Source organism: Acidovorax sp. GW821-FHT10A04 (assembly GCF_059415825.1).
In genome coordinates this window covers 171454-197938 of sequence record NZ_JBWKNZ010000004.1, presented here as the reverse complement: position 1 = coordinate 197938, position 26485 = coordinate 171454, and the positions used below count along the sequence as shown (strand labels likewise).

At 69.3% G+C, this 26485-nt stretch carries 23 protein-coding genes; 13 read left to right on the top strand and 10 right to left on the bottom strand.

Annotated features, from left to right (window positions below; all coding sequences use genetic code 11):
- Window positions 1-32 precede the first annotated feature (32 nt).
- Genes AC07PF_RS11080 through AC07PF_RS11070 form a run of 3 tightly spaced genes read left to right on the top strand, consistent with a single transcriptional unit; the run spans window position 33 to window position 3305 of the window.
- A complete protein-coding gene (locus tag AC07PF_RS11080; RefSeq protein ID WP_494611865.1) occupies window positions 33-509 on the top strand; it encodes a DUF3237 domain-containing protein in 477 nt (158 codons plus the stop codon).
- 52 nt (window positions 510-561) lie between these two features.
- Window positions 562-1572 (top strand): Bug family tripartite tricarboxylate transporter substrate binding protein, encoded by a 1011-nt coding sequence (locus tag AC07PF_RS11075; protein ID WP_494611864.1) that lies wholly within the window; start codon window positions 562-564, stop codon window positions 1570-1572.
- A 50-nt stretch (window positions 1573-1622) separates the two neighbouring features.
- Window positions 1623-3305 carry a tannase/feruloyl esterase family alpha/beta hydrolase gene (locus tag AC07PF_RS11070; RefSeq protein ID WP_494611863.1) on the top strand — a complete coding sequence of 561 codons (1683 nt, stop codon included), beginning with the start codon at window positions 1623-1625 and terminating at the stop codon, window positions 3303-3305.
- A 22-nt stretch (window positions 3306-3327) separates the two neighbouring features.
- On the opposite strand, the gene AC07PF_RS11065 is transcribed toward AC07PF_RS11070, so the two are convergent.
- The gene (locus AC07PF_RS11065; protein ID WP_007855436.1) at window positions 3328-3825 is read right to left on the bottom strand and encodes a hypothetical protein; all 498 of its coding nucleotides are present in this window, start codon (window positions 3823-3825) and stop codon (window positions 3328-3330) included.
- Window positions 3826-3893: 68 nt separating this feature from the next.
- A complete protein-coding gene (locus tag AC07PF_RS11060) occupies window positions 3894-4145 on the bottom strand; it encodes a GlsB/YeaQ/YmgE family stress response membrane protein (RefSeq protein WP_007855435.1) in 252 nt (83 codons plus the stop codon).
- Between the two features lie 242 nt (window positions 4146-4387).
- On the opposite strand from AC07PF_RS11060, the gene AC07PF_RS11055 reads away from it, so the two are divergent.
- Window positions 4388-4774: a hypothetical protein gene (locus AC07PF_RS11055; RefSeq protein WP_007855434.1), complete on the top strand. Its 387-nt coding sequence runs from the start codon at window positions 4388-4390 to the stop codon at window positions 4772-4774.
- 64 nt (window positions 4775-4838) lie between these two features.
- On the opposite strand, the gene AC07PF_RS11050 is transcribed toward AC07PF_RS11055, so the two are convergent.
- Entirely contained in the window at window positions 4839-5423 is a 585-nt protein-coding gene (locus AC07PF_RS11050; protein ID WP_035203814.1) for a C40 family peptidase, read from the bottom strand.
- 213 nt (window positions 5424-5636) lie between these two features.
- Between AC07PF_RS11050 and AC07PF_RS11045 the strand changes: the two genes are divergently transcribed.
- Together AC07PF_RS11045 and AC07PF_RS11040 are read left to right on the top strand one after the other, a co-directional pair.
- The gene (locus AC07PF_RS11045) at window positions 5637-6725 is read left to right on the top strand and encodes a PQQ-dependent sugar dehydrogenase (protein ID WP_494611862.1); all 1089 of its coding nucleotides are present in this window, start codon (window positions 5637-5639) and stop codon (window positions 6723-6725) included.
- 65 nt (window positions 6726-6790) lie between these two features.
- On the top strand, window positions 6791-7396 hold the full coding sequence (locus tag AC07PF_RS11040) for an isochorismatase family protein (RefSeq protein ID WP_007855431.1): 606 nt from the start codon (window positions 6791-6793) through the stop codon (window positions 7394-7396).
- On the opposite strand, the gene AC07PF_RS11035 is transcribed toward AC07PF_RS11040, so the two are convergent.
- Window positions 7389-8228, bottom strand: a complete 840-nt coding sequence (locus AC07PF_RS11035; protein ID WP_007855430.1) for an MmyB family transcriptional regulator — start codon at window positions 8226-8228, stop codon at window positions 7389-7391. The genes AC07PF_RS11040 and AC07PF_RS11035 overlap by 8 nt on opposite strands.
- A 115-nt stretch (window positions 8229-8343) precedes the next feature.
- Here AC07PF_RS11035 and AC07PF_RS11030 point away from each other — a divergent pair, with 115 nt between their 5' ends.
- Together AC07PF_RS11030 and AC07PF_RS11025 are read left to right on the top strand one after the other, a co-directional pair.
- Window positions 8344-8775 carry a nuclear transport factor 2 family protein gene (locus AC07PF_RS11030; RefSeq protein ID WP_494608907.1) on the top strand — a complete coding sequence of 144 codons (432 nt, stop codon included), beginning with the start codon at window positions 8344-8346 and terminating at the stop codon, window positions 8773-8775.
- A gap of 83 nt (window positions 8776-8858) precedes the next feature.
- Complete coding sequence (locus AC07PF_RS11025) at window positions 8859-10796, top strand: propionate--CoA ligase (protein ID WP_494611861.1); 1938 nt, start codon at window positions 8859-8861, stop codon at window positions 10794-10796.
- 15 nt (window positions 10797-10811) lie between these two features.
- Here the strand turns inward: AC07PF_RS11025 and AC07PF_RS11020 are convergent, their stop codons facing one another.
- The 4 genes from AC07PF_RS11020 to AC07PF_RS11005 all read right to left on the bottom strand — a co-directional run bounded on the left by AC07PF_RS11020 (window position 10812) and on the right by AC07PF_RS11005 (window position 17646).
- A complete protein-coding gene (locus tag AC07PF_RS11020) occupies window positions 10812-11312 on the bottom strand; it encodes a YcxB family protein (RefSeq protein ID WP_494611860.1) in 501 nt (166 codons plus the stop codon).
- A 92-nt stretch (window positions 11313-11404) separates the two neighbouring features.
- The gene (locus AC07PF_RS11015; protein ID WP_494611859.1) at window positions 11405-15244 is read right to left on the bottom strand and encodes a sensor domain-containing protein; all 3840 of its coding nucleotides are present in this window, start codon (window positions 15242-15244) and stop codon (window positions 11405-11407) included.
- Window positions 15245-15478: 234 nt separating this feature from the next.
- Complete coding sequence (locus tag AC07PF_RS11010; protein ID WP_494611858.1) at window positions 15479-16015, bottom strand: methylated-DNA--[protein]-cysteine S-methyltransferase; 537 nt, start codon at window positions 16013-16015, stop codon at window positions 15479-15481.
- 47 nt (window positions 16016-16062) lie between these two features.
- On the bottom strand, window positions 16063-17646 hold the full coding sequence (locus tag AC07PF_RS11005) for a DNA-3-methyladenine glycosylase 2 family protein (protein WP_494611857.1): 1584 nt from the start codon (window positions 17644-17646) through the stop codon (window positions 16063-16065).
- A gap of 149 nt (window positions 17647-17795) precedes the next feature.
- On the opposite strand from AC07PF_RS11005, the gene AC07PF_RS11000 reads away from it, so the two are divergent.
- The 5 genes from AC07PF_RS11000 (at window position 17796) to AC07PF_RS10980 (ending at window position 24335) form a co-directional block, all read left to right on the top strand.
- The gene (locus tag AC07PF_RS11000) at window positions 17796-19184 is read left to right on the top strand and encodes a phosphomannomutase/phosphoglucomutase (protein WP_494611856.1); all 1389 of its coding nucleotides are present in this window, start codon (window positions 17796-17798) and stop codon (window positions 19182-19184) included.
- 38 nt (window positions 19185-19222) lie between these two features.
- A complete protein-coding gene (locus AC07PF_RS10995) occupies window positions 19223-20002 on the top strand; it encodes a carbon-nitrogen hydrolase family protein (protein ID WP_494611855.1) in 780 nt (259 codons plus the stop codon).
- 10 nt (window positions 20003-20012) lie between these two features.
- Window positions 20013-21356 carry a 3-deoxy-D-manno-octulosonic acid transferase gene (locus tag AC07PF_RS10990; RefSeq protein WP_494611854.1) on the top strand — a complete coding sequence of 448 codons (1344 nt, stop codon included), beginning with the start codon at window positions 20013-20015 and terminating at the stop codon, window positions 21354-21356.
- Entirely contained in the window at window positions 21349-21810 is a 462-nt protein-coding gene (locus AC07PF_RS10985; protein ID WP_494611853.1) for a GNAT family N-acetyltransferase, read from the top strand. Before AC07PF_RS10990 ends, AC07PF_RS10985 begins: the two co-directional genes overlap by 8 nt.
- 125 nt (window positions 21811-21935) lie before the next feature.
- Window positions 21936-24335 carry a penicillin acylase family protein gene (locus AC07PF_RS10980; RefSeq protein ID WP_494611852.1) on the top strand — a complete coding sequence of 800 codons (2400 nt, stop codon included), beginning with the start codon at window positions 21936-21938 and terminating at the stop codon, window positions 24333-24335.
- A gap of 22 nt (window positions 24336-24357) precedes the next feature.
- Here AC07PF_RS10980 and AC07PF_RS10975 read toward each other — a convergent pair whose 3' ends face one another.
- Window positions 24358-25767: a sensor histidine kinase gene (locus AC07PF_RS10975; protein ID WP_494611851.1), complete on the bottom strand. Its 1410-nt coding sequence runs from the start codon at window positions 25765-25767 to the stop codon at window positions 24358-24360.
- Entirely contained in the window at window positions 25767-26453 is a 687-nt protein-coding gene (locus AC07PF_RS10970; protein WP_494611850.1) for a response regulator, read from the bottom strand. Before AC07PF_RS10970 ends, AC07PF_RS10975 begins: the two co-directional genes overlap by 1 nt.
- Between the last annotated feature and the right edge of the window lie 32 nt (window positions 26454-26485).

Genomic DNA, 26485 nt, shown 5'->3' with positions numbered 1-26485 from the left:
GTTCATAACTAATTTTGCCCTGGATGCCGCCCATGCCCGACCCGCAAGCCTTGCCGGAACCCCGGCTGAAATTCTTTGCCGACCTGCGTGTGCAGGTGGGGCTACCGCAGGAGGTGGGCCAGACTGCCCACGGCCTGCGGCGGCTGATCCCCATCACCGGCGGCACGGCCACGGGCGAGGGCTGGACGGCCCGGGTGCTGCCGGGCGGCGCCGACTTCCAGCTCATCGTCAACGACCGGCTCTCCGAGCTCGACGCGCGCTATGTGCTCGAAACCGAGGGCGGCGATTTCATCTACGTGCAGAACCGGGCCGTGCGCTCGGGCCCGCCCGAGCTGATTGCGCGCCTGGTGCGCGGCGAGCCGGTGGACCCGGGGCAGATCTATTTCCGCTGCAGCCCGAGCTTCGAGACCGCCTCGCCCGCGCTGGCCTGGATCGCTGAGCGCATGTTCGTGGGCTCGGGCGCGCGCTACCCCGATGCCGTGGCCATGCGTTTCTTCGAGTTGGCCTGAGCCTTCCTGATCCCCCCGACTTTCCTCACAAGAACCCCTGGAGACAACAAGCATGACGAAGACTTCATTCCAACCCGTCCGCCGCGCACTGCTGGCTGCCACCGTGGTCGCAGGCCTGGCCGCGCCATGGGCCAGCGCCCAGGCGCAGAACGCCGCCGCCGGCTACCCGAACAAGCCGGTGCGCATCATCGTGGGATTTCCGGCCGGCACGGGGCCGGACATCGTGGCGCGGCTGCTGGCGCAAAAACTCTCCGAGGCCTGGGGCAACCAGGGCGTGATCGTGGACAACAAGCCCGGCGCGGGCGGGCTGATCGCCGCCACCGAGGCCGCACGTGCCACGCCCGATGGCTACACGCTGATGCTGGGCGAGACCGGCCAGCTGAGCATTGCGCCCAGCAGCTACACCAAGCTGCCGTACTCGCCGCAAAAGGATTTCGTGGCGGTGAGCCAGGTGGTCACCTCCGACTTCGTGCTGCTGGTCAACCCGCAGAAGGTGCCGGCGCGCAACGTCAAGGATTTCGTCGAATGGACCAAGCAGCAGAAGGGCCTGTTCCTGGCGACGTTCGGTGCGGGCACGCCGGGGCATTTCGGCGCCTTCATGTTCGGTGATGCGGTGCAATTGAAGCCCGAGCCCGTGCACTACAAGAACACCACGGACGCGCTCGGTGGCCTGTTCAGCGGCGACGTGCAGGGCGTGTTCGCCAGCGTGGGCCTGGCCGCCCCCAACGTCAAGTCCGGCAAGCTCGCGGCCCTGGGCAGCACCGGCGCCACGCGCACCAACGCGCTACCCGAGGTGCCGACCATCAAGGAGCAGGGCTACGCCAACCTGGAGTTCTCGTCCTGGTTCGGCATCGTGGCACCGGCCAAGACCCCGCCCGAGGTCGTGGCCAAGCTGAGCGCCGACATCGTCAAGGCCGTGCAGTCGCCCGAGGGCAAGGCCAAGATGGAAGAGGCCGGCTTTCGCGTGACGGGCACGGGATCGCAGGAGTTCACCAGGATCATCGCCGCCGATACGGTGACCTGGGGCAAGGCCGTGGCGGCCACCGGTTTCAAGGCCGATTGACCGGGCAGAGCCGCACCCAGAACCACAACAACACCCCCAGGAGACACACCATGCCATCCACTCCCCTTCGCACGCGCGCCGTGCGCCGCGCAGCACTGCCCGCCGCCGTGCTGCTGCCCCTCGCGCTGGCCGCCTGTGGCGGCAGCAACGACGGCCCCATGTGGCCCCCGGCCAATGGCGCCTACTCGGCGGCCTGTACCGGCCTGGTGGCCAATGCCAAGCTGGCGGGCACCACGCTGGCCACCAGCTATGTGCCGCCGGACAGCAAGCGCCCGGGTGGCGCGGCCACGGGGGCCTTCCTGCCCGGCCACTGCGTGGTCACGGGCAGCATCAACCCGCGCGTCGGGGTGGATGGCAAGAATTACGCCATCGGCTTCCAGCTGAGCCTGCCGGACAACTGGAACGGCCGCTTCCTGTTCGTGGGTGGGGGCGGCAACGACGGCATCCTGCGCGATACCTCGCTGAGTTCCAGCATCTCGGGTGGCACGCCATCGCCGCTGGGGCAGGGCTTCGCGGTCATGTCCACCGATGGCGGGCACATCGGCACCACGGCCAGCTTTGGCGCTGACCCGCAGGCGCGCATCGACCACGCCTACAACTCCTACGACAAGACCGCCGTATCGGCCAAGTCGCTGATTGCCACGCACTACGGACGCAAGCCCGACCGTTCCTACTTTTCGGGCTGCTCGGGGGGCGGGCGCCAGGGCATGGTGTTCTCGCAGCGCTTTCCCGATTACTTCGACGCCATCACGGCCGGTGCCCCGGCCATGCGCGTATCGAGTGGCGCCACGGTGGCCGCGATGTGGAACACCATCGCCTTCAATGCCATTGCGCCGCAGGATGCCTCGGGCAACCGCATCCTCTCGCAAGCCTTCAGCAATGCCGACCTGAGCCTGGTCGCCAATGCCGTGAAATCCTCGTGCGATGCCGCCGACGGGGTGGTCGACGGCATGGTCAGCAACACCAAGGCCTGCAAATTCAACCCTGCTGTGCTGCAGTGCAGCGGTGCAAAGGCCGCAGACTGCCTCTCGACCGCCCAGGTAGGCGCGCTCACCAAGGTGTTTGCTGGCCCGCGCAACTCGGCCGGCCAGGCGCTCTATGCCGGCCAACCCTGGGATCCAGGCCTGGCCGCACCGGGATGGCGCGCCTGGACGCTGGGCAGCTCGACCACCGCCACCCCCGATGCGCGCTACATCACGCTGATGGTGGATGCGCTCATCAACGAGTTCTTCACGCCGCCGGACCTCACGTTCAATCCGCTGGCCTTCAACTTCGACACCGACCCGGCGCGCATGGCCGCCTACTCGGCGATCTATGACACCTATGCCGACGACAAGCTCACGGCCTTTCGCCAGCGTGGCGGAAAGCTGCTCTTCATCCACGGCATGTCGGACCCGATCTTCTCGGCCAACGACACGGTGGACTACTACGAGCGTCTGGCGGCCAACAACGGGGGCATCGCCAGCACCCAGGGATTTGCGCGGACCTTCCTCGTGCCCGGCATGAACCACTGCTCGGGCGGCCCGGCCACGGACAGCTTCGATTCGATCCAGACCATGGTGGATTGGGTAGAGAAGGGTATCGCGCCCGACACCATTGCCGCGAAGGCGCTGCCCACCCAAGTGGACTACCCCAACCGCACGCGGCCGCTGTGCGCCTACCCCCAGTTCGCCAAGTACAAGGGCACCGGCAGTGTGGAGGATGCGGGCAGCTTCGTCTGCTCAGCGCAATGACGCGGGCCGCGACTGCCTGTGCCTATTTCCGGGGTGCAGGCAGTTGCAGCTGGGCTTCCTTCGCCACGCGAATGCAGTCCTGCATGTGCTGCTCGCCCAGGTAGCGCAGCGTGGCGTAGCCAATGGCCGCCGACACGGCCTGGCCAGCCAGGGGCACGTACTTGGCCAGTTGCTTGGTGGTCAGGCGCAGTCCGACGGTCTGGGTGGCGCGTATCACCAGCTCGCGGGTGATGAGCTTGCCGATCAGCACCGAGCCGACCAGGCCCACGGCCTTTTGCACCTTTTCGCGCTTTTCGGGGTCGAGCTGGTCCAGTTGCTGGGCCGACAGGCCGAACTCCGAGCTGATCTGCGGCAGCAGGCGCGAGAGCAGGGCGGCGTCGACGGCCCAGTCCAGCCCGGGTACGGGAACGGTGCTGGCGGCCGCGGCCACCAGGGCTCGGCGGTGCAGCAGGCTCCGGCTGCGCTGCACGGCGGCGGCCAGGGCGGGGTCGTCAGCGGCCATTTGTCGGGCAGTGGGCATGGGTCACCTGCAAAGTGGAAACTCAGCCTGATCTGGGGCCGCGGCGGCCAAAGGCAATGGCCCGGCGCTCAGCTTTTTCCCTTGATCAGGCTGTAGATGAACAGCAGCACGATGGCGCCCACGACGGAGGCGATCCATCCGGCCGCATCGCCTTGCTGGTACCAGCCCATGGCCACACCCACATAGCTGGCCAGGAACGAGCCCGCCACGCCCAGCAGGGCCGTCATGATCCAGCCCATGGAGTCATTTCCGGGTTTGATGGCGCGCGCGATGAAGCCCACGACCAATCCAATCAACAGCGTTCCTATCAGTGAGAACATGGTTTGTCGCTTTGTGTACAGGTGAAAGAAGGAATGGCCCGACTGTAGCCGCGCGGCGGGCACCCGTCTGTCGGACAGGATGCCTTGGGCGCATGGGCCGCAGTTGTTGACAATCAATCGGCGGGCGGGCCGGCGGTGTAGGACTTGTCGCACATGGTAGCGCGCGTACCGCTGATGACCGCTGGCATCGGGACTGCCTACAGTGGTGGACATGCCCAGAACCCGCCAGAAAGAGGTCCGAGATGCGTAAATTGGTCGCTCCCATCGCCCCCACGTCCTTCGTGGCGGTCATCGCGCTCGTGGTCGGGGTGTTTGCGGCGTCGCCATCGGCGGTGCATGCGCAGGGCGACGAGGCGTCGCTGCAGCGTGGCGCCGTGGCGGACATGACGCCGCAGCAGCGCTACAACACCGCCATCCGCGAGGCGGGTGGGGGGATGAAGGTGGCGCTGGAGGAGTGCCGCGCCCAGGCCGGTGCCGAGCGCCGTTCCTGCGAGGCCCAGGCCCGGGCGCGTTACCAGGCCGACATGGCGGCCGCCAAGGAATTCCTGCGCAACCCGAATGCCCGGCCGGTGAACGTGACGGGCGGGCCCATCCGCGGCACGGAATCCACCTACGTGGTCAAGCCATGACCCTCCAAAGCAAAAGCGCGCCGATGGCGCGCTTTGTTGTCATGCGGGCTGCCGGAAAAGCAACTTACTTCGCGGCAGGGGCGTTGGCCTCGACCGCCGTGGCCGTGGGCGTGACGCGGCGGGCGCCATCGAAGCGGCGCTGCCAATAGGACTGGCGCATGTCTTCCACCCGGACTTCCGATCCACTGCGAGGAGAGTGAATGAATTTGCCGTCACCCACATAGATGCCTACATGGCTGAACGCCCGGCGCATGGTGTTGAAGAACACCAGGTCACCCGGCTGCAGTTCCTTCTTGTCGATCACCGTGGTGGTGGCGGCTTGCTGGTCTGCGCGGCGGGGAAGCAGCAGGCCGACCGTCTGCTCATAGATGGCGCGGACGAAGCCGCTGCAGTCAAAGCCGGTCTCGGCGCTGTTGCCGCCACGCTTGTAGCGCACGCCGAGAAACCCCATGGCATTGCCCACCAGGTCGGACGCCTTGTCCGCCACCGTATGGGCTTTGTCGGCCACCGTGTGCTGCATGTCCTTGAGCTGGGACAAGAGACCCTTGTCCATCAGGATTTTTTCCATGTCATCCGCTTGACCGGCGGATGGTGCAGCCTGTGCGCTGACAGCGCAAGCCAGGAGGAGGGTGCAAAACCATTTGGACATGGGGGCGAAGGGTACCACGCTAAATTGCCCGTTTTGTGAGGGAAGTCACGTATGCCTTCATCTGGGGGCTGGACTTGCCTGCGCCACTCCCTTATACCCATGGGTTGCATGGAACCCAGGTCCAACAAGGCTGACATGTATCTGACATCGAAATGCCGCATTTCTTTGCGCGCCGTGGGGTTTCTTGCTCTTTTTTCCATAGCGTCTGCAGGCATGGGAAGCGCCCATGCCCAGGGGACCGCCCCCGCTGCCAAGGCTGTCACCTTGGCGTCAGTGGCCACCGGCCTGGTGAATCCCTGGGCCGTGGCCTTCCTGCCCGAAGGCCGTTTCCTGGTCACCGAACGGCCCGGCCGCATGCGGGTGGTGGAGGCCAATGGCCAACTGGGGTCTGCCCTGGCCGGCCTGCCGAGCATTGCCGCCGGAGGGCAGGGCGGGCTGCTCGACGTGGTGACCGACGCCGATTTCGCACGCAACCGGCGCATCTTCTTTTGCTACTCGGAACCCGGCGCGGCCGGCACCTCGGACAACAGCACCGCCCTGGCACGGGCCACCCTGGCGCCCGACAACCGCTCGCTGCAGGACGTGAAGGTCATCTTCAGCCAGAAGCCCAAGGTGGCCAGCAACCTGCACTTCGGCTGCCGCATCGTCCAGGCGGGGGACGGCAACCTGTTCCTGGCGCTGGGCGAGCGCTACCACCGCAAGGATGACGCGCAAAAGCTCGACAACCACCACGGCAAGATCGTGCGCATCACAGCCGATGGTGCGGCACCGGCGGACAACCCGTTTCGCGAGCGGGCCGGCGCCTTGCCCGAAATCTGGAGCTACGGCCACCGCAATGCCCAGGGCGCGGCGCTCGCGCCCGACGGCAAGCTGTGGATGCACGAGCACGGCCCCCAGGGCGGCGACGAGATCAACCTGCCCCAGCCGGGCCGCAACTATGGCTGGCCGGTGATCACCTATGGCGAAAACTACGGCGGCGGCAAGGTGGGCGAGGGCACGGCCAAGGCCGGCATGGAGCAGCCGCTGCACTACTGGGTGCCCTCCATCGCGCCCTCGGGCATGGCCTTCCTGACCAGCGACCGCTATGGCGCCGCCTGGCGCGGCAGCCTGTTCGTGGGCTCGCTCAAGTTCGGCACGCTGCACCGGTTCGAAGTGGCCAATGGCAAGCTGCAACGCGAGGAGAAGCTGCTCGAAGGCAATAAGGAGCGCATTCGCGATGTGCGCCAGGGCCCTGACGGCTTTCTCTATCTGGTGACCGACAGCCCGCAAGGGCGGCTGCTGCGGCTCACCCCGGCGTCCTGAAAAGGACAGGTGGGGACCGGGGGCTGCGACAATGCCGCATCCCATTGAATTTCCCCGTATACGCCATGCTGCTCGACGCCTCCGAATCCCAACTCGTCCTGGTGGACTACCAGGAACGCCTGATGCCCGCCATTGCCGAAGGCGCTGCCGTGCTGGCCAATGCACGCCGCCTGGCGCAGATCGCGCAGCTGCTGGAGGTGCCCGTCTGGGGTACCGAGCAGAACCCCTCGCGTCTGGGCCCCAATGACCCGGCCCTGCGCGCCCTGTGCCAGAAGACCCTGGCCAAGATGCACTTCAGTGCCGCCGAGGAAGGCCTGGGCGAATGGTTGCGCCCCCCTGCCAAGCCCCAGCAGGGCGGCAATGCCCGCAGCCTGCCCAAGCACCTGCAAAAGCCCGCCCAGCAGGCGCCCGAGCGCGGCACCATCGTGATAGCGGGCTGCGAGGCCCATGTCTGCCTGATGCAGACCGCACTGGACCTGATCGACGACGAGTTCGAGGTCTGGGTCGTGACCGACGCCTGCGGCTCGCGCACCGACCGCAACCGCGATGCGGCGTTCGACCGCTTGGCCGGTGCGGGGGCCGAACTGGTCACGACGGAGATGGTGGCCTTCGAATGGCTGGGCAGCTGTGAGCACCCGGACTTCAAGGACGTGCTGGCGCTGATCAAGTAGGTGGCGCGGTAGCTGCCAGCGCGTTTTCCAGCGCGCGCCGGGTGTCCGCGTCGGCCGGTAGCAGGTGGTCCATGCGCAGCGACTCCAGCGTCACGTCGAGCGGCGAGGCCAGGGTGGTGAAGGCCGACATGAAGCGCAGCACTCCCGCGCTGGAGCGCAACTGCATCAGCAGCACGGGAGGTTCATGGACCTGCCCTGTGGGTATTGGAAGGGTCATGCGGGCCATCGGCATGGTCTGCAGGCGCTCTGCCAGCGCGGGGTTGAGGGCTGCCTCCGCCTGGGCGCGCTGCAGCACTGCCGATGCCATGTCGGCAGCATTGACGATCCATGGCAGCAAGCCGTCGGGCCCGAGCAGCAGCTCGAGCATGTTCATTGTTGCGGCACCTGGGCGCACCGCAGGCGTGAACCCTATCAGCCGCATCAGAGCGGGCGTTGCGGCATTGGTCTCCAGCACATTCCATTGGGCATCGAGCAGCATGGCCGGAGCCGGTTCGTGTGCGCGCAGAAACTCCCGCAGGGTGTCCCGCACGGGAGCCAAATGCTCGTCCTGCCAGTCGCGGCAGGGGTAGTGCGGTGCGAAGCCGGCGGCCAGCAGGGCGCGGTTGCGTTCGGCCAGCGGGGTGCGCAGCGCATCCAGCAGCGCGAGCAGCATGGCGCGACTGGGTTGGGCCTTGCCGGTCTCCAGGCAGCTCAAATGGCGCTGAGACACCCCCGTGTGCAGCGCCAGCGCCATCTGGCTCAGGCGCTGGCGCTCGCGCAGCGCCTTGAGCAACAGGCCTACGGGGGCAGCTTTCGGAGGGGCGGACCTGGCGTCGGTGCGGGGTGAATGCATGGGGCAATGGTCGCACACCGGGCACACGAGTCGTCGTGGTTATGACCTGGGAGGTGATTGATGCAATGACCTGGGATGCAGAAGATCGGCTCCTCACCATTGACCAGGAGCATCCATGCAGACCCCTTCTTCCCACGTTTCCGCTGTCCAATCCATTGCGCCTTCCACCTTGGCAACGGTACAGACCTGGCGCCAGATGGCCCGCCAGCGGGATTTCAGCGCGGCTGCAGGCCTTCTGCATCCTGACGCCGTATTGCACTCGCCCCTCAGCCACGAGGGCCTGGAGGGCGGCGCGCAGGTGGCGGGTATCCTGTGCATGGCCATCGGCCTTTACAGCGCGTTCAGCTTCGGAGAGCCGCTGTGGCGCGATGGCGGCCACCAGGTGGCGTTGCCTTTTGAAGGGCAGATGGGACCCCACACGGCACGCGGGGTGGATCTGCTGACGCTCGATGCCGACGGCCGTGTGACCGCCATCGAGGTGTTCATGCGTCCCCTGGCCGTGGTCAGCTATCTGGCGCAGCAGGTGGCTGCATTGCAGCCCGCCTGAACTGCTGGCGCCCAGGGGCTGACGACGGCGAGGGCGCCAGTCAGCTTCCAGCAAGCCCGTCATGAATAATTATGAATTCAGAAATGCACCCCGGCCGAGGAGTGCACACGAGATGCTGGAGACACACCATGACGCGCTACGCAGATTTCTACCGCCATTCCATCGAGCAGCCTGATGCCTTCTGGGCCGGGCAGGCGAAACTCATCGACTGGCAGACGCCCCCGCAGCAGATCTGCGACTACAGCAACCCGCCGTTTGCGCGCTGGTATGTGGGCGGCACCACCAATCTGTGCCACAACGCGGTGGACCGGCACCTGGCCGAGCGCGCCGATCAGCCCGCGCTGGTGGCCATTTCCACCGAGACCGACAGCGAGCGCAGCTACAGCTTTGCCGAGCTGCATGCCGAGGTGCAGCGCATGGCCGCCGTGCTGCTCTCCCTGGGGGTGAAGAAGGGCGACCGCGTGCTCATCTACATGCCGATGGTGGCCGAGGCGGCGTTTGCCATGCTGGCCTGCGCACGCATCGGTGCGCTGCACTCGGTGGTGTTCGGCGGTTTTGCCTCGGGCTCGCTGGCCTCGCGCATCGAGGACGCCGAGCCCGTGGCCGTGGTCAGCGCCGACGCCGGTTCGCGCGGTGGCAAGGTCGTGCCCTACAAGCCGCTGCTCGACGAGGCCATCGTCCAGTCGCGCCACAAGCCGGCAGCCGTGCTCATGGTCAACCGGGGCCTGGCGCCCATGCAGCTGCACCCGGGCCGTGACCACGATTGGGCGGCCCTGCGCGCGCAGCACCTCGCTGCCGTGGTGCCTTGTGAATGGGTGGAATCCACCCACCCGAGCTACACCTTGTACACCAGCGGCACCACCGGCAAGCCCAAGGGCGTGCAGCGCGACACCGGTGGCTATGCGGTGGCGCTGGCGGCCAGCATGCAGCACATCTTCGACGCGAAGCCGGGCGACACCTACTTTGCCACCAGCGACATCGGCTGGGTGGTGGGGCACAGCTACATCGTCTATGGCCCGCTGATCGCAGGCATGACGACCATCATGTACGAGGGCCTGCCGATCCGGCCCGATGCCGGCGTGTGGTGGAGCATTGTCGAGAAGTACCAGGTCACGCACATGTTCTCGGCGCCCACGGCCGTGCGCGTGCTCAAGAAGCAGGACGCGAGCTGGCTGCGCAAGTACGACGTATCAAGCCTCAAGGCCCTGTGGCTGGCCGGCGAGCCGTTGGACGAGCCCACTGCGCAATGGATCAGCGATGCGCTGCAGGTACCCATCATCGACAACTACTGGCAGACCGAGACCGGCTGGCCCATCCTCACGCTGGCCAATGGCATCGAGCCGCAGACCACGCGCTTCGGCAGCCCGGGCAAGGCCATGTACGGCTATGCCGTGAAGTTGATCGACGAATCGACCGGCGAAGAGTTGACCGGTGCCAACCAGAAGGGTGTGGTCGCCATAGAGGGGCCGCTGCCGCCCGGCTGCATGCAGACCGTGTGGCGCGACGACGAACGCTTCGTCAACACCTACTGGAAGAGCATCCCGGGTAAGCTGATCTACAGCACCTTCGACTGGGGCATCCGCGATGCCGATGGCTACCACTTCATCCTGGGCCGCACCGACGACGTGATCAACGTGGCAGGCCACCGCCTGGGCACGCGCGAGATCGAGGAGAGCATCGCCTCGCACCCGAATATCGCCGAAGTGGCGGTGGTGGGCGTGGCCGATGCGCTCAAGGGCCAGGTGGCCATGGCCTTCGCGGTGGCGCGCGACGCCAGCGGGCTCGACGACCCGGCTGCGCGCCTGAAGCTCGAGGGCGAGGTCATGCAGCGCGTGGACCAGCAGCTCGGCGCCGTGGCCCGGCCGTCGCGCGTGCACTTCGTCACCGTGCTGCCCAAGACGCGCAGCGGCAAGCTGCTGCGCCGCGCCCTGCAGGCCGTGGCCGAGCGCCGCGACCCGGGTGACCTGACCACCATGGAAGACCCGGCCGCGCTGCAGCAGGTGCGGGAGTTGGTGGGATAGAGCGGGTAGCTCGCTTCAGAGCCGGTGGACCTTGCCACCGGCAGCGCGCACGCTGGCCTCGATGAGGTACTGCATCTCGGGCGGCAGGTCGGCCACCGGCAGGGTACTGAACTGCGCGGGCGAGAACAGCAGCAGCCAGACGCGCTCGAATTGCCAGACCTGCGTCACGCTGCTCCAGGGCAGGGTGGCCAGGCCCGCAGGCGAGGCGAGCGTGAAGCTGTCCTGGTCTGCCCGCAGCGTGGCCTGGGGCGTGCCGCCCATGTCGCGCAGCTTGCCCATGGCATTGCGGTGGTGCACGGCATAGACGCTGGCGCACACCAGCAGGCTGATGGCCACGGCCGCGCCGGTGACGCCGATCTGCCAGGACCGGTCGCCACGCGCCAGCAGCACCCCGAACCAGATGGCCAGCGCCGCGCTGATCAGCAGCGTGCGCCGGCCCGTCGAGCGGCGCCAGAAGCAAAACACGGCATGGCGGACCAGGTCGGGGTGGTAGTGCAGGGTGGTTTCCAGGGGCATGGCGCTCAAGGCATGGAAGAACAAAGGGCCGCAGTGTGCCACCGATGGCCTGGCTGCCTGGGGCGCGCCGTGCCGCGTGCGGTGGCGACAGCTCAGTGCGGCCGTTGCCGCTGCCAACCCGGGGGCGCCTGCCACTGGCCGGCCCATTCCACGAACGCCTCCAGCGCCATGGGCCGGGCGATGCAATAGCCCTGGGCCTGGGCGCAGCCCAGTTGCTGCAGCATCTGGCCTTGCTCGATGGTTTCCACCCCCTCGGCGATCACACGGTAGCCGAAGGAGCGGGCCAGGCCGATCACGCCCTGCACGATGGCCAGGTCGCCGGGGTCGCCCATCATGCCGTGCACGAAGCTCTGGTCGATCTTGAGTGTGTCCATGGGCAGGCGGCGCAGGTAGGTCAGCGATGAATAGCCGGTGCCGAAGTCGTCCAGCGCAACGCTCACGCCCAGTTCGCGCAGGCGCGTCAGCGTGGCGGCCACGGCGCTGATGTCGTAGAGCGCGGCGCTCTCGGTGATCTCGATCTCGACCTGGCGCGCATCGATGTCGGGGCGCCCGGCCAGCATCTGGGCCATCCAGTCGGCAAAGCCGGGGTGCTGAAGGTGCAGGGCCGAGATGTTGATGCTCAGCGGCAGGGCCAGGCCCTGGCCGTTCAGGCGCCGGAGAAGGTCCAGGGCCGCGCCGACCACCCATTGGCCGAAACCGATCTCGAGCTCGGTGCCCTCCAGCAGCGGCAGGAAGGCCCCGGGCGGCAGCAGGCCGCGCTCGGGGTGCTGCCAGCGGGCCAGGACTTCGGCGCCCACCACGGCGCCGCTGCGCATGTCCACCTTGGGTTGCAGGTGCAGGATGAACTGAGCGCCGGCAATCGCCTCCTGCAGGTGCTTGCCCTGCTCGCGCTGCGCCACCAGGGCCCGCTCCTGCGCGGCATCGAACTGGTGGAAGCGGTTGCGCCCGGCCTGCTTGGCGGCATACATGGCCTGGTCGGCATGGCGCAGCAGGGTGTCGGCATCGGCCTCGTCCAGCGGGAACACGGTGTAGCCGATGCTGGCCGTGACGACCACGCGCTCGGTGTCCAGCGCGTAGGGGGCGGAGATGTTCTCCATCACCCGGGAGAGCATGCGTTCGCATTCGGCGGTGTCGGCCAGGTCGGGCAGCAGCATCACGAACTCGTCCCCCCCAAGGCGGGCCACGCTGTCGCCTGGGCGCAGGGCGCGCGAGAGCCGGCCTGCCACCATCACCAGCAGGCGGTCGCCCGCGCCGTGGCCCAGGCGGTCGTTCACGGGCTTGAAGCCGTCGAGGTCGAGGTAGCCCACGCCGAGCTGGGTGCCGCGCTCGCGCGCCTGGTCCAGGCACTCCTGCAGCCTGCGTGCCAGCAGCACGCGGTTGGGCAGGCCGGTGAGGGCGTCGAAGTGCGCCAGCTTCTGCAGCAGCACCTCCTGCTCGCGCTGGGGCGTCACATCGAGCGCCACGCCCAGCATGCGCAGGGGCTCGCCGCCCGCGCCGAAGCTCACGATCTTGCCCAGGTTGCGCACCCAGCGCGTGCCCTCGTGGGGGGCGGGCACCTTCCAGGTGGCGTCGAACGGCGTGGCGGGCCGCGCCGCGTGGCGCGCCACTTCGGCCGTGATGCGGTCGATGTCGTCCGCCGCCACCGCGCTGGTCCAGCGCACCGAGGTCTGGGCGATGGGCCCTGGCGTGCGGCCCTGCATGGAGGCCCAGCGGCTGTCGCCGGTGATGGTGCCGCGCTCCATGTCCCAGTCCCACAGGCCCAGGGAGGCGGCCGAGATGGTCAGCGACAGCAGTTCCTCGCGTTCGCGCACCTGCTCTTCCTGGCGCTTGCGGTCGGTGATGTCGTGCACCGAGAACAGCCAGCAGGGCTCGCCGTCGAAATCGATGGCGCGCATGGACTGCAGCACCGTCAGCCGGGTGCCGGGGCGGCCGTTGAGCGTCACCTCGTGGCTGGCCTGCGGGTCGGTCCGTTCAAAGGCCTGTATCAGCCGCTGGCGCTCCTCCTGGGTGAAGATGCCCAGTTGCACCGCCGTGCGGCCCACGGCCTCGGCGCGCGGTATGCCCAGCAAGGTTTCCCAGGCCGGGTTCACGTCCAGGTACTGCCCATCGCTGCGGCGCGACAGGCCCATGGGAAACGGCATGAGCTGGAAGATGCGCGAAAAGCGCTCTTCGGACTGGCGCAGGCGCTCGGTGGCGCGCTTGGCCTCGTCGATGTCCTGCATGACCCCGCGCACGCGCGTCACGCGGCCGTTCTCGATGACGGGCTCGCCCCGGGCGCGCACCCACAGCAGGTGCCCATCGGCGTGGACCACCTCCAGCTCCAGGCTCCACTCGGCGCGATCGAGGATGCTGGCGCGAAAGTGGTTGCGCAGCGTCTCGCGGTAGGCGGGCGCCACCATGCGGTCGATGTAGTCGGTGGGCAGGGGCGAGCCGGGCGGCATGCCGTGGATGTCAAAGCACACGTCCGACCAGTAGACCAGGCCCTTGCCGCGCACGTCCTCCCAGGCGCCCAGGCGCGCCAACCGGCCAGCCTGCTGCAGCAGGCTGTTGAGGGCGCGCAGTTCGTCGCTGGTGCGTTGGGCTTCGGTCATGTCGTGGAAAACGAAGACGAAACAGTTTTCACCATCCACAAGCACGGAGCGTGCCGACATCAGCCCCGGGATGCGCACGCCGCGCCGCTGCGCCACCAGGGGCAGGCGGTCCACCTTGCCGTGGCGCTGGTAGGTGTCCAGCAGGCGCTGGCGCTCCTCGTCGCTGGCCCAGATCCTGAGGTCGGTCGAGGTACGGCCCGCCACCTGGTCATGTGCCAGGCCGAACATCTCGCAGAAAGCCGGGTTCACGTCGACGTAGCGGCCGTCCGAGATACGGCTGATGCCCGCCGGATCGGGCAGCGTCTGGTAGAACGAGGTGTACTTGGCCTCGGAGTCGCGCAGCGCCTGCTGGGCCTCGCGGTGGGCGGAGATGTCCACGTCCATGCCGATCAGGCGCAGCGGCTTGCCGCTGGCATCGCGCAAGGACACCATGCCGCGCGACATGAGCCAGCGCCAGCGCCCGGTGGTATCGAGCACGCGGAACTCGGCCTCGTAGGTGTCTTCGAGCCCATCCATGGCGCGGGCGAGCCTGGCGGCATTGCGGTCCCGGTCGACGGGGTGGCGCAGGTCGTACCAGCGCTGCCACAGGCCAGGGGCCTTGAGCGCGTCGTCGCCTAGGCCGAACTGTGCGTAGAACCCGCCTTCGCAGCGGAACTGGCGCGTGTCCACGTCCCACTCCCAGCGCCCGCCGTTCAGGGAGTCCAGGGCCATGCGCAGCTGTTGCTCACGCTGGCCCAGTGCCCGGTGGGCCGACTCCATCGAGTCCATCGACTGGGCCTTGCTGATCAGCAGCAGGCGGCAGCCCCCCAGTACCAGGATGCCGGTTCCATGCTGCCAGGGAAGGTTTTCCCACCAGGTCACCAGATCCGGGCTCTCTGCCTGGGCACTGACTGCGGTGAGCACCAGGCCGCTCACCACCGGCAGACTCAGCGCCAGGCCCAGCATCTCCGGCCAGTTGCGCTTGTGCCGGTGGAGTGCCACCTGCCGCCACAGCGCCCCGCAGGCCCAGGCGCCCGCCAGGACCAGCGCCCCGGCGAGCGAGGGCGAGCCCTGGATCCAGGTGGCGGCGAGAAAAGCCAGGCCGGCGCAGAGGGCGGTGGCGCTTACGCCGAAGCACAGCGCCACGAAGGCGGTGGCCGTGGGGTAGGCCACCAAGGCGGTGCCGCTTGCCTGGAAGTTGAGCACGGCCAGCATGGCTGCCGACACCAGGCCCCCCGCCAGGCCGGCCAGCCACTCGGTGCGCCGTGAAGGAGCCAGCACCTCCCGGGGTGGCAACAGCGCCAGGCCCAGGACGGTCAGCAGCAACAGCAGGCTGCCTGCCAGCAAGGTGTTATGCGCCATGGTGCCCGCGGCCGGCCCCCTGTGCGTGCGAATGCTGGGCTGCGCATGCAGCGCGTGGCCAGACCGGCGCTGTAACGCTTGTAAGCAGATGAAAAACCGACGCAAGGCCCATGCGCAGAGTTTAGGGCCGATCCATGGGCTCCCGTGCCGGGGTGCGGGTCCTGACAAGCCCGATTGACAACAGGGGGCCCGTCGCGATGATGGACCCTTGGTGGCCGCGGGCCTGCCAGCCCCTCAGGCCGCCAGCAGATCCAGGGTTCGGGGCTGTGCGCCCTCGATGGCCAGCAAGGCGCCCTTGCGGTCCAGGCCACCGGCATAGCCGGTCAGGCTGCCATCGGCACCCAGCACCCGGTGGCAGGGCACGACCACGCTGATCGGGTTGCGCCCCACGGCGGCCCCCACGGCGCGCACCGCGCGCGGCCGGCCCAGCCCGCGGCTCAGGTCACCATAGGTGGAGGTGGCGCCGCAGCCGATGGCCAGCAGCGCGCGCCAGACTTCCTGCTGGAACGTGGTGCCGCCCGACAGGTCCAGCGGCAGGTCGAACGCGCGGCGCTCGCTGCGCAGGAACTGCTGCAACTGGCCCGCGGCCTCCTGCATCAGGGAATGGCCGGCCACCTCGGGCCAGGCGCCGGGGCCATCGAGCAGGGGCGTGGGCTGGTGCCGCTGGCCGTCGAACCACAGGCCGACCAGGCCCTGAGGAGATGCCGCCAGACGCACGGCGCCGAGCGGGGAGGTGGCGCGCGATTGCACCGTGGCGGGATGGAATTGCATGGAAGGGGTGCTCTCTCTATATAGATAGGCAGGTGGCCGCCGCCGTGTCAGGCACTGGGGGCACTGGGGGCCAGGGCCGCAGCCCCGGGCACGGGCAGTTCGGCCCAGGCCCGCAGCACGGCATAGCTGCGCCACGGGCGCCAGGCGGCCGAGGCCTCGGTGGCGGCGCGGGCCGGGTTCTTCTGGCCCTGCACGCCCAGGGCCTTGTGCAACGCCACGTCCCCCGCCGGGAAGGCGTCGGGCCAGCGCAGCACGCGCATGGCGATGTATTGGGCCGTCCAGTCGCCGATGCCGGGCAGGGCGCACAGGGCGGCCGTGGTGCCGGCCACGTCGGCACCCGCGTGCAGTGGCAGGGCGCCGCTGTCTACCGCCTGCGCCAATGCCACGATGGCCGCCTGGCGCTGGCGCACGATGCCCATCTGGCCCAGCACCTCGCCTTCGGCACGCGCCAGCACCGAGGGTGGCGGGAACAGCCGGGTGAGCTCGGGCCACGGTGTTTCGATGGGCTCGCCCAGGCGTTCCACCAGGCGCTGCCCAAGGGTGCGGGCCGCGGCCACCGTGATCTGCTGGCCCAGCACGGCGCGCACGGCCAGCTCGAAGCCATCGAAGGCACCGGGGACGCGCAGGCCGTCGCCCTCGGGAAAGCGTTCGTGCAGCACGGCATTGATGGCGCCGGGGTCGGCGTCCAGGTCCAGCATGGCGCGCACCCGGGCAATCACCACCGGCAGCACCGGGTACAGGCTGTCGCTGGTCTGCAGCAGCACCTGGTGCCGGGCGGTGTCGAACCGGGCACTGAGCCAGCCCGTGACCTCGGCGCCCCCGGTCACGGCCGGGGACAGGCGCACCGTGCGCCGCAGGGCCGGGGCGCCGTCGCCCGCCTGTTGCACCCATTCCACCCCGAGAAACCGGCGCCGCTCGAAGAAGGCGAGCAGCGCCGCCACGTCGAGCGGCGGCCGGTATGCCAAGCGCAGCGTGCCCGTGCTGGTGGCGCTGTGGGCGCTGCCATTCTTGCGCAGCTGGCCCGGTTGGAGCCCGTAGTGCTCTGCAAACGCCGCATTGAAGCGGCGCACGCTGCCAAAGCCGCTGGACAGGGCCACCTGGGTGATGGGCAGGGGGGTGTCGGTCAGCAGCTGCTTGGCCGTGAGCAGGCGCCGCGTCTGCAGGTACTGCAGCGGCGATACGCCCAGGGCCGCCTCGAAGATGCGGCGCAGGTGCCGGTCGCTCACGCCCAGGCGCTCGGCCAGCCGGGCGACGGTCGCCCCCTGGCTGTCCCGGGCCCAGCCTTCGGGGGCATCGAGCAGGCGTACGGCCTGCAGCACCAGGATGCCCGAGGCGTCCTGCACCGACCAGGCCAGGGATTGGGGGGCCAGCTCGGGCCGGCAGCGCAGGCAGGGGCGAAATCCCGCGCTCTCGGCCTGGGCCGCCATGGCGAAGAAGCGGCAGTTCTCGCGCCGCGGTGTGCGCACCGAGCAGACCGGGCGGCAGTAGATGCCGGTGGAGGTCACTCCCGTGAAGAAACGGCCGTCGAAGCGGGCATCGCGGGCTTGCAGTGCCAGGTAGCGGCCCTCGTCATCCGCCACCGGGCCGGTGGCGGTGCAAGGCTGGCCAGGAGAGAGCAGGGGGGTGGACATGGGGGGAATGATAGGCCGCGCCTACATCCGGTCTGGCCGTTTTCGGACATGTGCCTCGGGCAATCTGTATACGATGCTTCGCTGGAGCTGCAGGGGGCGCCCCCTACAATCCAGCGCACTGTTCCAACGCTCACCGCAAAGGCCCCCACGTGCAACCCACGCCCGCCATTTTCAAAGCCTATGACATCCGCGGCATCGTGCCGACCACCCTGAACGAAGACGTCGCCCTCGGCCTGGGCCGTGCCTTCGGCACGGCCGCCCGCGCCGAAGGCCAGACCACCGTGGCCGTGGGCCGCGATGGCCGCCTCTCCGGTCCGGCCATGTCGGCCGCGCTGATCCAGGGGCTGGTGGAGGCAGGCATGGAAGTGATCGATGTGGGCATGGTCACCACGCCGCTGCTGTACTTCGCGGCCAGCACACTGTGCCAAAGCGGCATCCAGGTCACCGGCAGCCACAACCCGCGCGACTACAACGGCTTCAAGATGGTGCTGGCTGGCCGCGCCATCTACGGTGAAGAGATCCAGTCCCTGCGCCACACCATGGAGCAGGAGAGCTGGCAGCTTTCGGCCGGCGGCAGCGTGCGCCATGTGGACGTGCTGCCCGCCTACCGCGAGCGCATCACCGGCGACGTGAAGCTTGCCCGCCCGCTGAAGATCGTCGTCGACTGCGGCAACGGCATTGCCGGTGCCACGGCCCCGGACATCTTCCGTGCCCTGGGCTGCGAGGTGATCGAGCTGTTTTCCGAGGTGGACGGCAACTTCCCCAACCACCACCCCGACCCGAGCAAGCCCGAGAACCTGCGCGACCTGATCGCCGCGCTGCAGGGCAGCGACGCCGAACTGGGCCTGGCCTTCGATGGCGACGGCGACCGCCTGGGCATCGTCACGCGAGATGGCACCAACATCTTCCCCGACCGGCAGATGATGCTGTTCGCCCAGGACGTGCTCACGCGCGTGCCCGGTGGCAACATCCTCTTCGACGTCAAGTGCACCCAGCGCCTGGCGCCGGCCATTGCCGCCGCGGGCGGCGTGCCGGTGATGTTCAAGACCGGGCACTCCCTGATCAAGGCGCGCATGAAGGAGCTCGACTCGCCCCTGGGCGGCGAGATGAGCGGCCACATCTTCTTCAAGGAGCGCTGGTACGGTTTCGACGACGGCACCTACGCCGGCTGCCGCCTGCTCGAGATCCTGAGCCGCCATGCCGATCCGAGCGCCGTGCTCAATGCACTGCCCACGAGTTTCTCGACGCCCGAACTCAACGTCTCCTGCGCCGAGGGCGAGCCGCACCGCCTCACGGCCGAGCTGCAGGCCCTGGCGGCCGGCAGCTTCAGCGCGCCTGCCCAGGTGAACACCATCGACGGGCTGCGCGTGGACTGGCCGGACGGCTTTGGCCTGATCCGCGCGAGCAACACCACGCCGGTGCTGGTGCTGCGCTTCGAGGGTCACACCGAGGAGGCCCTGGCGCGCATCGAGGCGGCCATGCTGGCGATGCTGCACAAGGTCAAGCCCGACGCCCGACTGGGCGCCGCCGCCCACTGAGCCCAGGCCTGACTTCCATCTTTGCGAACGCATTCTCCTTGACTACCCCCTTGTCTCCCGTGCTGTGCATCGCCGCAGCGCAATCGATATCCGTGCCTGGCGATGTGCAGGCCAACGTGCAGTCGCACCTGTCCATGGTGCTCGCAGCCGCGCGCCACGGCGTGCAGCTGCTGGTGTTCCCCGAGCTGTCGCTCACCGGCTATGAACCCACGCTGGCCGCAGGCCTGGTGCTCGGCGCCGACGATGCCGTGCTGGCGCCCCTGCGTGAGGCCGCTCGCAGCACCGGCATGGCGCTGGTGGTCGGGGCGCCCGTGGCCTCGCTCGCGGCGGGCGACAAGCCGGCCATCGGTGCCTGGGTGTTCGGTGCCGATGGCGCAGCCGCCCTGTACCGCAAGCGCTACCTGCACCCTGGTGAAGAGCAGTTCGCCAGCGCCGGTGGTGAAGATGTCCACGTGCGCCTGCTGGCGGGCCAGCCCACGGCGCTGGCCGTGTGTGCCGACACCACGCATCCCGAGCATGCCCGGGCCGCCCTGGATGCGGGCGCCTTCCTGTATGCCTGCGGCTCGGTGATCTCCGAAGGCGGGTACGCCAAGGATTCGGTCCAGTTGAAGGGCTATGCCGCCGATCTGGGCATGTCCGTGTTGATGGCCAACCATGGCGCTCCCACGGGGGGCTACGCTTGCGCAGGCCGCAGCGCCTTCTGGGCGCCCGGCGGCGCACAGGTGGTGGCAGCGCCTGGCGTGGGTGCCTGCCTGGTCATTGCCTCCCGCGAGGACGGGGCATGGCAAGGCCGCGTGGTCGAGGCCCCCGCGCAATGAGGCGTACCGCATGACCACCGCGCGCGCCCTGTATTCCATGGTGACCTGGGCGGCCCAGCCGCTGCTGCGCCGCAAGCTGCGCCGCCGTGCCGCGGCCGAACCGGGTTATGCGGTGGCGGTGGGCGAGCGCTTTGGCCGCTACCCCCAGCCCATCGACAGCCTGGTGCTGCACAGCAGCACCGATCCGCTGGGCCAGTTCGTCTGGATCCACGCCGTGTCGCTGGGCGAGACGCGCGCCGCCGCCATCCTGCTGGCCGAGCTGCGCGCGCAGCTGCCCGGCATGCGCCTGCTGCTCACGCATGGCACGGCCACCGGCCGGGCCGAGGGTGAAAAGCTGCTGCAGGCGGGCGATGTGCAGGTCTGGCTGCCCTGGGACACGCAGGGTGCCGTGCTGCGCTTTCTGCGCCAGTTTCGCCCGGCCATCGGCATCCTGATGGAGACCGAGGTCTGGCCCAACCTGGTGGCCGCGTGCCGCCAGCGTGGCGTGCCCCTGGTGCTGGCCAATGCCCGCTTCAACGCGCACTCGCTGCGCAAGGCAAAGCGAGTGTCGCCCCTGGCGCGCCCGGCCTATGCGGCGCTGACCGCCGTGTATGCCCAGACCGAGGACGATGCCGAACGCCTGCACGCCATCGGCGCCCAGGTGCACGGGGTGTTCGGCAACCTCAAGTTCGACGTGGTGCCCGATGTGGCACAGCTGGAGCTGGGGCGTGCCTGGCGCGTGCAGGCCATGCGCCCCGTGGCCATGCTGGCCAGCAGCCGCGAAGGCGAAGAGGCGCTGTGGCTCGAGGCGATTCGCGCCTGGAGCACCTCGCGCGCGGATGCCGCGCAACCCGTGCAATGGCTGGTCGTGCCACGGCATCCGCAGCGCTTCGACGATGTGCAGCAGCAGCTCCAGGCGGCCGGCCTCACGGTGTCGCGCCGCAGCACCTGGAGCCTGCTGCCCGAGCCGGCCGACGTGTGGCTGGGCGACTCGCTCGGCGAGATGGCCCTGTACTACGGCATGGCCGGCGTGGCGCTGCTGGGCGGCAGCTTCGCGCCGCTGGGGGGGCAGAACCTCATCGAGGCGGCTGCCTGCGGCTGCCCCGTGGTGCTGGGCCCGCACACCTTCAATTTTGCCGAGGCGGCCGAGCTCGCTTGTGCCGCTGGAGCGGCGCAGCGCGTGCCCGACCTCACCGCCGGCGTCGCGCAGGCCATGCAACTGGTGCGCGAACCCGCGCAGCAGGCGGCCGCCAGCGAGCGGGCGGCCCGCTTCGCACGCCAGCACCGGGGCGCAGCCCGGGCCACGGTGCGGGAGTTGCTGCAGCTGGTGCGCCGGCGCACGGTGGGGCGGCTCGAAGAAGACGCCGATGCCTGAGCCGCAGTCGCCGCCGCCGTCCATCCGCTCGGCGGTGGCGGCCGACGCTGCGGCCATCGCCGGCCTGATGGGGCAATTGGGCTACGAGGCCAGCGAGGCGCTGGTCGTCCGCAAGCTCGCGATCCTGGCCGTGCAAGCCGGCGACAACGTGCTGTTGGCCGAGGTCGATGGCCGTGTGGCCGGTGTCATCAGCCTGCATGTGCTCGAGCTTTTCCATGCCGAAGGCCGGATCGGCCGCATCACCTCGCTGGTGGTCGATGCCGGGCAGCGGGGCCGCGGGGTCGGGGAGGCGCTGGTGGCCGCTGCCGACCGCTTCTTTACCGGGCAGGGCTGTGTGCGCGCCGAAGTGACCAGCGGCGACCACCGGCCTGCGGCCCATGCGTTCTATGCGGCCCAGGGCTACGCGCCCGATGAACGGCGTTTTCTCAAGCGCTATACGGCGGTAAGCGGCTGAACGGGCGCGCTGGGCCGCGGTGCTCAGCATTCCTTCAGCAAGCCTTCACCGGGCGCCCAGGCTTCATTCCTATCGTGCCGGAAGACCGCAGCAAGGGGCTGCGGCCGAATCCAACCAGGTACGACATGAATCTTCACCATTTGCATCTCCGGCCTCCAGTGCCCGCCCGGGGGCGCCGCCATGCCGGGTGGCTGGTCCTTGGCATCGGTGCCGCGGCGGCGCTGGCCGCGTGTGGCGGTGGCGGACAGGGCAGCACCGCTTCCGGCAACGGCTACAAGGCCGAGATCCGCCGCACCGCCCATGGCATCCCCCATATCGAGGCCGAGGACGAGAAAGGCATCGGCTACGGCGTGGGCTACGCCTACGCGCAGGACAATTTCTGCCTGCTGGCCGAGCACTTCGTCACCGTGCGGGGCGAACGCTCGCGCTACTTCGGCGAGGGGGATGCGCCACAGGCGGGGCAGGGGACGCTCCCCAACAACATCGCCTCCGACCTGTTCTACCGCTACCACAACGACGAGGCCCCGCTGCGCGCGGCCTGGGGCGCCTACAGCGCGCCGGTCAAGGCGCTGTTCAAGGGCTTTGCCGCAGGCTACAACCGCTACCTGCGCGAAACCGGGGCCGCAGGCCTGCCAGCGGATTGCAAGGGCCAGGCCTGGGTGCGTGCCGTGGACGACACCGACCTCGTTCGCCTGATGCGCGACTACGCGGCGCTCAACGGAATCGCCGACATGGCGCCCTTCCTGGCCCAGGCCGTTCCGCCCGGGCTCGGCGCCAAGGCCACGCAAGCGGCCGGGCAGGCCAGGCGGCAGATGCTGGCGCGAAAGCCCGGCACGGGCAGCAATGCCATCGCGCTGGGCAGCGATGCCACCGACAACGGGCGTGGCCTGGTGCTCGGCAACCCGCACTTCCCCTGGGCCGGCGTGCTGCGCATGTACCAGCTGCACCTGACCATTCCGGGCCGCATGGACGTGATGGGGGCCAGCCTGCCGGGTCTGCCCATGGTGGGGATCGGCTTCACCCGCGATTTCGCCTGGACGCACACCACCAACACGGCGGCGCGCATCACCTTCCACCAACTGCACCTGGACCCAGCGGACCCCACGCGCTACCTGGTGGACGGGCGCAGCCAGGCCATGGAACGCAAGCTGCTGCGCGTGGAGGTGCGAGAGCCCGATGGGCGCATTGCGGCGCGTGAGCATGCCTACTACGCCACCGACTTCGGGCCGGTCCTGGTCCATGACCAGCTGGGTTGGGACCGCCAGCATGCCTACACCGTGCGCGACGCCAACACGGACAACCACCGGCTGGCCGACCAATGGCTGGCCATGAACCAGGCGCGTTCGCTCGACGAGATGAAGGAGGCCGTGCTGCGCATCGTGGGCAACCCCTGGAACAATACCCTGGCAGCGGATGCCGCCGGGCGCACCGTGTTCATGAGCGCAACGCCCACGCCGAATGTCTCCGAACAGTTGCTGGCGGACTGTCGGCCCGCCCGGGCCGATGCCCTGGAAGGTACGCCGGCCCCCGTGCTGCGGGGCGACACGGCCCGTTGCCAGTGGGTGCGCGATCCGGCGGCGCCGCAGGCCGGCATCGTTGCGGGCCGTGCCCTGCCGGTGCTGGAACGGCGCGACTATGTGCAGAACTCCAACGACAGCGCCTGGCTCACCAACCCCGAGGCCCCGCTCACGGGCTTTTCCCCGTTGCTGAGCGTGGCCGGAACACCGCAGGGGCTGCGCACCCGCCAGGGCCTGGCCTGGCTGCAGGCTGCCCTGCAGCCGCGCAACGGCCTGCCCACGCGGCGCGTGTCGCAGGACCAGGTGCAGGCCATGGTGCTGGACAACCGCGTCCACCTCGCCGAGCTGGTGCTGGACGACATGTTGTCGCTGTGCCCGGCTGCCATGGGGTCGGCCGAACTGGTGCAGGCCTGCACGGCGCTCAAGGCCTGGGATCGGACCGCCGGCCTTTATGCCGGGATCGGCTACGGCTACCTGGAGGACTTCGCGTTGTCCTTTTTGGGCACCATGCCGGATGTCTGGCGCGTGGCCTTCGACCCTGCCGACCCGGTGCACACCCCGCGCGGCCTGCGCGTGGAGCAGCCCGCCGTGGCGGCGCAGGTGCGCACCGCGATGGAGGCCGCCGTGCGCAACGTCGCCGCGCGCGGCTGGGTGCCGGGGCAGCGCTGGGGCGACATCCAGGGCGCGACACGGGGCGGGCGGCGCATCCCCGTGCCGGGAGGCAGTGATGAACTGGGTGTGTACAACATGATGGTGAGCTGGGATGTCACCGGCAATGGACAGCGCGAAGCCATCCACGGTACCAGCTACCTGCAGTCGGTCGGGTTCACGGCCGAGGGGCCGCGCGCCCGGGCCCTGCTGGCCTATTCGCAATCGACCAACCCGGGCTCGGCCTGGTTTGCCGACCAGACCGAGCGCTTTGCCCGGCGCGAATGGGTGGAGCTGCCCTTCACGCGCGCCCAGATCGATGCCCAGAGCAGTGGGGCGCACAGCGTGATAGCCGAATGAGGCCGCCCCGGCGGCTGGCGGATCAGCCGGCCGCCGGGCTGCCCGCCAGGGGCAGGGCGACCCGCACCTGGAGCCCACCGCTGGCGCCATCGTGCAGGCTGACATGGCCGCCATGCCGTGCCGCCACGTTCTGCACGATGGCCAGGCCCAGGCCACTGCCGCTCTGGGCCTGGTCGGGCACGCGAAAGAAGCGGTCGAACACGCGCTCGCGCCACTGCGCAGGAATCCCGGGACCTTCGTCGGACATCTCCAGCCAGGCTTCGGAGCCCTTGATCTGGAGCTGCACCGACACGGTGCCTCCCTGCGGGCTGTACTTGACGGCGTTGTCCACCAGGTTGTCGAGCATGGACGCCAGGCTTTCACGCTCGCCCAGCACGGTCACTGCCGGGGACTGCGCGAGCTCCAGCTCCACGCCGGCCTCGGCGGCCAGGCCGGCGAGCTCGGCCAGGCGGTCCTGCACCAGGGCGTCCAGGCGCAGTGGCCCGGGCGTGGCGGCGTCGGCGGTGGCATCGGCGCGCATGAGCTGCAGCAGCTGCCCGACCATGCGGGTGGCGCGCTGGTTGCTGCGCAGCAGGCTCTGCATGAGCTCGCGCTGGCGCGGGTCGGTGGACTGCTGGTGCAAAGCCTCCACGTTGACCCGCATGGCCGCCAGCGGCGTGCGCAGTTCGTGGGCGGCATCGGCGATCAGGCTGCGTTCGCGGGCTGCACTGCCCTGTACGCGTGCCAGCAGGGTGTTGATGCTGCGCAGGAAGGGCTTGAGCTCGGCATGGCGCGGCTGGAACGAGAGGGGCGCCAGGTCGCCGGGCCCGCGGGTGGCGATCTCTTCGCTCACGCGCCGCCAGGGTCGCAGCGCCGCGCGCACCGACCACCAGGCCGGGAAGGCCAGGAAGGGCAGGCTCACGAGCAGCGGCAGGATGTAGTAGCCGCGCGAGTTGAAGGTGATGAGCAGGCGTGGCAGGTCCGGGATGGCAATCGCCACCTCGGTGTCGGACGTGGTGGAGCGGCTGGTGCGCATGCGCCAGGTCTTGCCGTCCACCAGCACGTTTTCCACCGTGTCCAGCTGCCGGTTGCGCACCAGCGGCAGGTCGGGGGAGGAACGGTAGATGGCCTGGCCCTTGTGCCAGACGAAGAGCACCGGGGCGAAGCTGCCGTCCTCCACGCCATCGCCATACTCCGAACGCAGGGCGCGGTCGAAGGCCTTGAGGCCCTCGGCCTGCCGCTGTGATGCATCGGCGAGGTGGTCGGCGATCGACAGCGCCAGGCCGTAGACGGGCTCGCTGTTCAGCAGGTCGTTGTCGCCATGGGCGGTAAACAGCAGCGCCGCCATGAGGACCGTCCACAGGGCGGTCAGCACCGCCATCTGCGCCAGCAGCAGGCGCCGGCCCAGCGAGGGCTGCATAGAGCGCCGCAGGCGCGCCACCAGCCGGCGCATCACGGGGCCCCCGAAACGCCGGGCAGGGGCCTGGCGTCCACCACGTAGCCGATGCCGCGCACGGTGCGGATGAAGCCCGGGCCGATCTTGCGGCGCAGGTTGGAGACATGCACCTCCAGCGCATTGCTGCCGTTGTCCGGCCCGCCGGGCAGCACCTGCTCTTCGAGAAGCCGGCGCGTGACCACGCGGTCCACCCGCTTGAGCAGCAGTGCCAGCAGGTCGAATTCGCAGCGCGAGAGTTCGACCGGCCGGCCTTCCACGCTGGCGCGGCGGGTCGGTTCGTGCAGCGCCAGGCCGCGCAGCTGCAGGGTTTCGTCATCGAAGCCGAAGCTGCGCCGCGCCAGGGCGCGCACGCGCGACAGCAGTTCGGCCAGCGCGAAGGGCTTGACGAGGTAGTCGTCCGCCCCGTGGTCCAGGCCCTTGAGGCGGTCGTGCAGGCTGTCGCGCGCGCTCAGGATCAGCACCGGCAGGCGCTGCCGGTTGCGCCGCTGGGCGAGCAGCAGGTCCAGCCCGTCGCCATCGGGCAGGCCCAGGTCCAGGATGGCCATGTCGAACAGGCCGCTGTCGAGTTCGCGCCGGGCGTCGTCCAGGCGCCGCACCCAGACCACATCCAGGCCCTGGTCGGCCAGGGCAATGCGTATGCCGTTGCCCAGGTCCAGGTCGTCTTCCACCAGCAGCAGTCTCATGGGCCTTTCCTCGCAGCGTGTCGCCAGCCAAA